Raw genomic sequence first — 7,979 nt, 5'->3', positions numbered from 1 at the left:
GGCCCTGCGGCGTGGGCTGCCCGCGCCACGCGCGGGCAAGCGCCGACATCGCCTACCTCGCCGCCGCGCAGGCGCGCGGGGTCGAGGTCCGGTCCGGCGCGGTCGCGACCGGGCTGAAACGGACCGGCGGGCGCGTGACCGGCCTGCGCTACACCGACGCGCAGGGCGCACAGGAGATCGACGCGGCCGAGGTCGTGCTGGCGGGCAATGCGCTTGGCACCGCGCGGCTGATGGAGGGCGTCGAGGCGCCGCCGCTTTTCGGGCGGGGGCTGATGATGCACCCCACCGCCATCGTCACGGGCCTGTTTGCCGACAACATCCAGAGCTACCGGGGCGCCTTTGCCGCCGCGCTGGTCAGCCAGCAGTTCTACGAGACCGACATCGCGCGCGGCTTCACCCGCGGCTTCCAGATGCAGGCGCTGCGCGGACAGGGGCCGCTGACCACGGCGCTTGGCGGCTACGGCCTGGCCCTGCCCTGGGGCAAGGCCCATGCCGAAAGCTTTGCCGCGAGCTTCGGGCGCAGCCTGTCGCTGACGGTGACCTGCGACGACATTGCCGAGGATCGCAACCGCATCGCCCTGCACCCCACGCGCCGCGACGCGCACGGGCTGGCGGTGCCGCGCATGATCTACCGCGTCGGCGAGAACTCGCGCCGACTGCTCGACTTCGGCATCAAGCGCGCCTCGGAGGCGCTGCGCGAGGCCGGCGCGGGCGCGCTGCGGGTCAACCCGCTGTCGCGCAACGCGGGCTTTCACCTCATGGGCACGGCGCGCATGGGGCGGGATGCCGAGACCTCGGTCACCGATGCCTTCGGGCGCGTCCACGGCGTGCCGGGGCTGTCGATCGTCGACGCCTCGACCTTCGTCACCGCCGCCCCCGTCAATCCGACCCCCACGCTTCAGGCCATCGCCCTGCGCGCCGGCGAGGCGATGCGCGGGCACCTGAACGCCAGAACGGAAACCACCGCATGACCGACCCGCGACTGACCGCCCTCATCGACACGCTGCTGCCGGGTGACGGCGGCGACTGGCCCTCGGCCGGGGCGCTCGGCCTCGGGCCGCGCATGGCCGAGATGGCCGCCCTGGCCCCGGGCGGGAGCGAGGCGCTGGAGGGCGTGCTGGCCGGCCTGCCCGAGGGGTTCGCCGAGGCGGCGCCGGAGGAGCGCGAGGCGGCGCTGACCGCGCTGGAAGAGGCCGACCCGGCGCGCTTCGGCAAGGTGGTGACGGCGGGCTACAACGCCTACTACACGACGCCCGCGGTGCGCGACGTGATCGAGCGGCTGACCGGCTACGAGAACCGCCCGCCGCAGCCGAAGGGCTACGAGCTGCCGCCCTTCGACGAGCGCCTGCTCGAGACGGTGCGGGCGCGCGGGCCGATCTGGCGCGCGGCGCCGGAATGACGCCATGAGCGGATCCGGCGTGATCGCCGCGCGGCCGGCGATCGGCGCCTCGGCGATGCTGCTCAACACGATCCTGATCCCGATCATGGGCGTGGCGATCAAGGAGCTTGCCGCGCAGGGCGTCGGCACCGTCGAGATGCTGGCCTGGCGCGCCTGGCTGACCTTCGCGCTGCTGCTGCCGCTGCTGTTCCGGGGCACCAACCTGCGCGCGGTGCTGGCCGCCGACAAGCGCGCCCACGTGGTGCATGCCACATTCGCCGTCGCGACGATGGGGTGCCTCTACTTCGCGCTGCGCACGCTGCCCATCGTGACGGTGACGGCGATCAACTTCTCGACGCCGATCTTCACGCTGGTGCTGGCCCGGATCCTCTACCGCGAGCCGGTCTCGCGCACCGGCTGGGCAGCCATGGCGCTGGGGTTCGCGGGCACGCTGCTGGTGCTGCGGCCCGACGCCTCGGGGATCGGGCTCGATGCCGCGGTCGTGCTGCTGGGCTCGGCGCTGGGAGCGGGAATGAACCTCGCGGTGCGGCGGATGCCGGCGCGCAGCAGCAACTACGCGGTGCTGTTCTACTTCAGCCTCGCCGGGGCGGTGGTCTACGGCGCCGCGGCCCTGGGCAACACCGCGATCCCGGCGACGACCTCCTGGCCCTGGTTCGGCACGCTCGCCGCCATCGCGCTGGCGGTGCATGCCTGCACGACGGTGGCCTACCGGGTGTCGAGCTCGGTCCTCGTTGGCGCGCTGGACTATGCGCGCATCCTCTGGGCGACGCTGATCGGCGTGCTGGTGCTGCAGGAGGTGCCCGACCTGATCGACGGGCTGGGCATCCTGCTGATCGTCACCAGCGGCGGCATCGTGCTGCACCTCTCAGCGCGCGCCCGGCAGGCGGGCCTCTGAACGCCGGAGCAACGTCGGACGGCCCCCGGTTCAACGGCCTGCCGATCCATGTCTTGAATCGTTGGCCAATAGAGGGAGACCTTTAGGGGGCGAGGCGGTGATCGCTCAGGCCCCCTGCCCGCCGTCCCTATTTCATGGTCCAGCCGGACAACGGCGGACCGGCTGACCGGCCGCCGCCCTGCGGCGGCGGCCCTCCTTCCCCTGATCGGCCCGGCCGTCGCGCGGTGCGCGGGGGCCGGATGTCTTGTGCCGGGCCGCGCCGGATACGGCGGCGGCCCGCGTGGTGTCGTGCTCCGAACGGCAGGTCGATTGCGCGTCGCGGCTCGATGCCCCGTGTTGTCCGGCGGTTTCGGAGCAGGAGTGCGACCTCCTGCGCGAAGACGGGAACTTCCCGCAACTACCTGGAAATAATAAACTCTCACGGTCCTGCCGGTGGCTGTGTCACGGATGGTTCGCCGCGCCGCGGCTAGTTACAAAAGATAATAGTTATTGACTATAACTACATTCGACCGCATCCTTGATGCCAAGAGGAGATTCGTCATGCCGCCAGCCAGACCCGAGACCGACGCCACGCCCGGCCCCCGCCGTCACGAGGGCGCCGTCCGCGAGATGGCCGGCTACAACCTCAAGCGGGCCTACATCGTGCTGCACTCGGCGGCGCAGGAGGCCGCAGCCGAGTTCGACCTGCGCATCCCGACCTTCAGCTGCCTGTCGGTCATCGTGCGCAACCCCGAGATCACGCCCTCGAAGCTGGCCGAGATGCTCAGGATCGAACGGTCCAACACGGTGGTGATCGTCGACGAGCTGGAGACGCGCGAGCTGGTCAGCCGCAAGCGCATGAAGACCGACCGCCGCCGCTACGCGCTGAGCGCGACGGTGCGCGGCCGCCACCTGCACGACCAGGCCGCCGAGGCGATCGCGCAGGCGGAGGCGACATGCCTGACCCGGCTCAGCGACGACGAGCAGGCGCTGCTCGTCGAGATGCTGAACCGGATCGAGGGATCGATGACCGGCTAGGTCGTCGTTTTCATCCGCCCAAAGGGAGATGGGCGGTCACATGGGAGGAAGACATGACTGCAAGATTTGCCGCGCTGGCCATCGCCGGCGCCCTGACGGCGGCTGCCCCGGTGGCACAGGCCGACACGATCCGCGCCACCAGCGGCTTCGGCCCGGCGCATGTGCTCGCGACCGTGGTATACCCCGAGATCGGCACCCGGCTGGAGGACTTCACCGAGGGCGCCTGGGACCTGCAGGACACCCCCTCGGGGCTGGTCGCGCCCAACGAGATGAGCTCGGGCCTGCGTGACGGCGTGACCGAGATGGGCACGCTGCTGATGCCCTACTTCCCGGCGGAGTTTCCCGACGCGGCGCTGCCCTCGGAGCTGTCGATCGTGGGGTCGGGCAACCTCGTGATCTCCTCGGCGGTGACCGAGTACATCGCCACCTGCCCCGATTGCCTCGCCGAGTTCGCCCGCAACGGGCAGGTCTACCTCGGCACCGACGCGACCCCGCCCTACAACCTGCTGACCACCGAGCCGGTGCGCAGCGTCGAGGACGTGAAGGGCATGCGCATCCGCACCGGCGCGCCGCTCTACGCGGGCTTCGTCGAGGCGATGGGCGGCGAGCCGACGCAGCTGCCGTCCTCGGAGCTATTCGAGTCGCTGAGCCAGGGCGTCATCGCGGGCACCTTCAGCGCCAACCACGAGATCATCGCGAACCGGCTGGGCGACGTCATCAACTACGTCACCGAGGTCGAGGAAGGTGTCTTCAACGGCGCGGCGGCGGGCACGGTGAGCGGCATCCTGTGGATGCGCATGTCGCCCGAGGACCGCGCGGCGCTGGCAAGGGCCACGCAATACGGCATCGCCAAGGGTCTCGTGGGCTTCGTGGAGGATGCCGCGAAGGCCCGCGAGGTCGAGGGCATCGAGTTCATCGAGATGGACGAGAGCCTGGCCGCCGCCAAGGAGGCCTACAACGAGGAGCGCCTCGCCGCGGCCGCCGGCATCCTGACCGAGCGCGGCGTCGAGGACGCACAGGCCAAGATAGACCGCTACATCGCGCTGGTCGACAAGTGGGAGGGCCTCATCACCGAGGGCATGACCTACGAGGCGCTGGCCGAGCTGCGCTACGACGAGATCTTCGCCAAGATCGACCTCGGCGCCTACGGCAGCTGAGCGGGAGGCGCGCCCTGCCCCGCGCGGGGCGCGCCCGACCGAGCCTGCCCGCCCACCCGACATCGCCCACCGGCCGCGGCCCCCTGCAGAGCGGGCCCGGGGTCTTCGCTCACGGGAGAGAGTCATGCGTTTCATCGAGACATGGATCGGACGGATCAGCGCGGCGCTCGCCTCGCTCGTGCTGCTGGCCATGATGCTGCAGATCGTCGTCGACGTCTTCATGCGCAGCTTCCTCGGCGCCGGGTTCCCGGCCACCGCCGATCTCGTCAGCCGCTACTACATGGTCGCGATCAGCTTCCTGCCGCTCGCGCTGACCGAGCTTCACCGCCGCCACATCGAGGCGACGATCTTTACCGACAGGCTGCGCGGCCGCGCGCGGCAGGCGGTGGGATACCTCGGCTTCGCCGTGGCGCTGGCGGTCTTCGTGCCGATGACCTGGGGCACCGCGCGGGAGGCGCTGACCCAGACCGCGCGCGGCGCCTATGTCGAGGTCGGCACGACCGTCTTTCCGACCTGGCCCAGCTACTGGATCCTGCCGCTGTCCTTCGGGCTGATCTGCGTGGTGCTGGCCTTCCGGCTGATCGGGCTGGCCACCGGCCGCTTCGAGCTTTCGGCGCATGATCCGCTCGAGGACCTGCAATCCGACGCCGGGGAGACGCACTGATGGATCCCATCACCATCGGCCTTCTGGCGCTTGTCGCGCTGCTCGTGCTCATCGGCCTGCGGGTGCCCATCGGGGTCAGCCTGATCGCGGTCTCGGTGCTGGGCATCTGGGGCATCGCGGGGCTGCGCCCGGCCATGTCGATGCTCTCGACCATCCCCTACAGCGGGTCGGCGAGCTGGACGCTGAGCTCGATCCCGATGTTCCTGCTGATGGGCTACATCGCCTATCACTCGGGCCTGACGCGGGGCCTCTTCGAGGCGGCGCGGGTCTGGTGGAGCTGGCTGCCCGGCGGACTCGCCATCGCCTCGCTGGCGGGCGCGAGCGGCTTCGCCGCGGTTTCGGGATCGTCGGTGGCCTGCTCGGCCGCCATCGGGCGCATCGCCATCCCCGAGATGAAGCGCAACAACTACGACTTGCGCATCGCCACCGGGTCGGTCGCCGCCGGTGGCACCATCGGGGCGCTGATCCCTCCGTCGATCCTGCTGATCCTCTTCGGCATCCAGTCCAACAGCTCGATCCACGCGCTGTTCCTGGGCGGGCTGATCATCGGGCTGGCCTCGCTGGGCTTCTACATCCTCGCGGTGCTCTTCGTCTGGTGGCGCAAGCCCGAGCGGCTGCCGCGGGTCGAGCCCTACACCATGGGCGACCGCTGGAAGATCACGCTCGAGATCTGGCCGGTGCTGCTGCTGATCCTCGCGGTGCTGGGCGGGCTTTTCGCCGGGATCTTCACCGCCACCGAGGCGGGGGCCTTCGGCGCCTTCATGGCGCTGGCGCTGGGGCTGCTGCGCCGCTCGTTGAGCTGGTCGGACTTCCGCGAGAGCCTCGTCGACACGATCCTGGCCTCGGGCGCGCTTTTCATCATCGCCATCGGCGCGGGGCTCTTCACGCGGCTCGTGGCCATGTCGGGCCTCTCGCGCGAGGTGGGGATGCTGGTCGAGAGCATGGGGCTGGGCACGACCGGACTGCTGCTCATCATCATCCTGATCTACCTGGCGCTGGGGATGTTCCTCGAGCCCATCGGGGCACTGCTGCTGACCCTGCCCCTCTTCCTGCCGCTCATGGCGGCGCACGGGGTGGACAAGATCTGGTTCGGCATCCTCGTGGCCAAGCTGCTCGAGATCGGGATGATCACGCCGCCGGTGGGGCTCAACGTGTTCGTCATACATTCCGTCGCCCGCGACTACGTGAAGCTCGAACAGATCTTCGCCGGGATCCTGCCGTTCCTCGCGGCCGACCTCGCGCTGATCGTGATGATGCTTCTGACCCGCGGGCTGTTCTGAGGAGAGCGAGATGCAGATAGCGAACCGGATCGCGCTGGTCACTGGCGGGGGCAGCGGCCTCGGCGAGGCGACCGCCCGGAGGCTGGCGGACCTCGGCGCCGGCGTCGCGGTGCTGGACCTGGGCGAGGAGGCCGCCGCGCGCGTGGCGGACGAGATCGGCGGGCTGGCCCTGGCCGCCGACGTGAGCGACGCGGAAGCCGTCGAGGCCGCCTTCGCCCGCATCGCGGCGGAGCTGGGCGAGGCGCCGCGCATCGTGGTGAACTGCGCCGGGATCGGCACCGCCGCGCGCATCCTGCCGCGCGAGGGCGCGCTGCCCATCGGGCTCTTCGACCGCACGATCCGCATCAACCTGCTGGGCACCTACACGGTGCTGAGCCACGCCGCCCGCGCCATGTCGGCGCTGGCGCCGATGGACGACGACGGGGCGCGCGGGGTGATCGTGAACACCGCCTCGGTCGCATACCAGGACGGGCAGATCGGACAGGCCGCCTATGCCGCGTCGAAAGGCGGCGTCGCCTCGCTCACGCTGCCGGCGGCGCGCGAGCTGGCGCGCTTCGGCATCCGGGTCATGACCATCGCGCCGGGCCTCTTCGAGACCGCGATGAGCGCGGGCCTGCCCCCCGAGGCGCGCGCCGCGCTCGAGGCCGGGCTGCCCTTTCCGTCCCGCATGGGACGGCCCGACGAATACGCCATGCTGGCACAGCAGATCATCGAAAACCCCCTTCTGAACGGCGAGGTCATCCGCATCGACAGCGCCGTTCGGCTGGCCCCCAAGTGAGGACGGACATGTTGAAAGGCACTTACACGGAAGCGTCCTGTGACGGGCAGATCGCCGAGCTGGAGCTCATCCGCGAGGACAAGCGCAACGCCATGTCCGACGGGCTGCTCGCCGAGATCGAGCAGTTCTACGCGACCCTGCCCAAGGAGGTGCGCGCCGTCGTCCTGCACGGGCGCGGCGGGCACTACTGCTCGGGCCTCGACCTGGCCGAGCACGTCTCGCGCAGCGCCGAGGACGGCGTGCACCACTCGCGCAACTGGCACCGCGTCATGGACATGATCCAGTTCGGCGGGGTCGTCACCGTCAGCGCCATGACCGGCGCGGTGATCGGCGGCGGGCTCGAGCTGGCGACGGCGACGCATGTGCGCATCGCCGAGCCCTCGGTGATCTTCCAGCTGCCAGAGGGGCGGCGCGGCATCTTCGTGGGCGGCGGGGCGACGGTGCGCGTGGGCCGCATCCTGGGGCCGGACCGGATGGTCGAGATGATGCTCACGGGCCGGAAATACGACGCCGACGAGGGGCTGCGGCTGGGGCTCGCGCATTACAGCGTCGGCGACGGCGAGGCACTGCCGCTGGCGCGCGAGCTGGCGGCCAGGATCGCCGCCAACGCGCCGATGTCCAACTACTTCATGGTGAACGCCCTGTCGCGGATCGACGACATGAGCCGCGCCGACGGGCTCTTCACCGAGAGCCTCGCCGCGGCGCTGGTGCAGACCACGCCCGATGCCGAGGAGGGCCTGCGCGCCTTCCTCGAGAAACGCAGCCCGCAGTTCCGCTGAACCGGCAGGG

General features: G+C 70.6%; 9 protein-coding genes. All 9 read left to right on the top strand.

The genetic code is table 11. The annotated features are described in order from the left end of the window. Positions 1–971, top strand: a 971-nt coding sequence (locus SALMUC_RS04880; protein ID WP_037371006.1) for an FAD-dependent oxidoreductase, incomplete at its 5' end; no start/stop codon positions are given. Beyond that, the gene (locus SALMUC_RS30275; RefSeq protein WP_020041391.1) at positions 968–1,399 is read left to right on the top strand and encodes a hypothetical protein; all 432 of its coding nucleotides are present in this window, start codon (positions 968–970) and stop codon (positions 1,397–1,399) included. The genes SALMUC_RS04880 and SALMUC_RS30275, both read left to right, overlap by 4 nt. A gap of 4 nt (positions 1,400–1,403) precedes the next feature. Beyond that, on the top strand, positions 1,404–2,294 hold the full coding sequence (locus tag SALMUC_RS04870; protein ID WP_020041390.1) for a DMT family transporter: 891 nt from the start codon (positions 1,404–1,406) through the stop codon (positions 2,292–2,294). A gap of 540 nt (positions 2,295–2,834) precedes the next feature. Then, complete coding sequence (locus SALMUC_RS04865; protein WP_020041389.1) at positions 2,835–3,311, top strand: MarR family winged helix-turn-helix transcriptional regulator; 477 nt, start codon at positions 2,835–2,837, stop codon at positions 3,309–3,311. A 53-nt stretch (positions 3,312–3,364) separates the two neighbouring features. Next, positions 3,365–4,468: a C4-dicarboxylate TRAP transporter substrate-binding protein gene (locus SALMUC_RS04860; protein ID WP_020041388.1), complete on the top strand. Its 1,104-nt coding sequence runs from the start codon at positions 3,365–3,367 to the stop codon at positions 4,466–4,468. A 124-nt stretch (positions 4,469–4,592) separates the two neighbouring features. Further along, positions 4,593–5,132, top strand: coding sequence for a TRAP transporter small permease (locus tag SALMUC_RS04855; RefSeq protein WP_020041387.1), 540 nt, complete (start codon positions 4,593–4,595; stop codon positions 5,130–5,132). Continuing rightward, positions 5,132–6,412, top strand: a complete 1,281-nt coding sequence (locus SALMUC_RS04850) for a TRAP transporter large permease (protein ID WP_020041386.1) — start codon at positions 5,132–5,134, stop codon at positions 6,410–6,412. The genes SALMUC_RS04855 and SALMUC_RS04850 overlap by 1 nt, the downstream gene beginning before the upstream one ends. A 10-nt stretch (positions 6,413–6,422) precedes the next feature. After that, complete coding sequence (locus SALMUC_RS04845) at positions 6,423–7,190, top strand: SDR family NAD(P)-dependent oxidoreductase (RefSeq protein WP_020041385.1); 768 nt, start codon at positions 6,423–6,425, stop codon at positions 7,188–7,190. A gap of 8 nt (positions 7,191–7,198) precedes the next feature. Then, complete coding sequence (locus SALMUC_RS04840) at positions 7,199–7,969, top strand: crotonase/enoyl-CoA hydratase family protein (protein WP_020041384.1); 771 nt, start codon at positions 7,199–7,201, stop codon at positions 7,967–7,969. Positions 7,970–7,979: the final 10 nt, after the last annotated feature.

It is taken from the genome of Salipiger mucosus DSM 16094, from assembly GCF_000442255.1.
GTDB lineage: Bacteria > Pseudomonadota > Alphaproteobacteria > Rhodobacterales > Rhodobacteraceae > Salipiger > Salipiger mucosus.
This window is presented reverse-complemented; position numbering and strand designations above follow the sequence as displayed.

What these genes read in the sequence shown, in the direction of transcription:
- SALMUC_RS30275 (WP_020041391.1), top strand. Translation starts at nt 968, where the DNA reads ATGACCGACCCGCGACTGACCGCCCTCATCGACACGCTGCTGCCGGGT.
- SALMUC_RS04870 (WP_020041390.1), top strand. Translation starts at nt 1,404, where the DNA reads ATGAGCGGATCCGGCGTGATCGCCGCGCGGCCGGCGATCGGCGCCTCG.
- SALMUC_RS04865 (WP_020041389.1), top strand. Translation starts at nt 2,835, where the DNA reads ATGCCGCCAGCCAGACCCGAGACCGACGCCACGCCCGGCCCCCGCCGT.
- SALMUC_RS04860 (WP_020041388.1), top strand. Translation starts at nt 3,365, where the DNA reads ATGACTGCAAGATTTGCCGCGCTGGCCATCGCCGGCGCCCTGACGGCG.
- SALMUC_RS04855 (WP_020041387.1), top strand. Translation starts at nt 4,593, where the DNA reads ATGCGTTTCATCGAGACATGGATCGGACGGATCAGCGCGGCGCTCGCC.
- SALMUC_RS04850 (WP_020041386.1), top strand. Translation starts at nt 5,132, where the DNA reads ATGGATCCCATCACCATCGGCCTTCTGGCGCTTGTCGCGCTGCTCGTG.
- SALMUC_RS04845 (WP_020041385.1), top strand. Translation starts at nt 6,423, where the DNA reads ATGCAGATAGCGAACCGGATCGCGCTGGTCACTGGCGGGGGCAGCGGC.
- SALMUC_RS04840 (WP_020041384.1), top strand. Translation starts at nt 7,199, where the DNA reads ATGTTGAAAGGCACTTACACGGAAGCGTCCTGTGACGGGCAGATCGCC.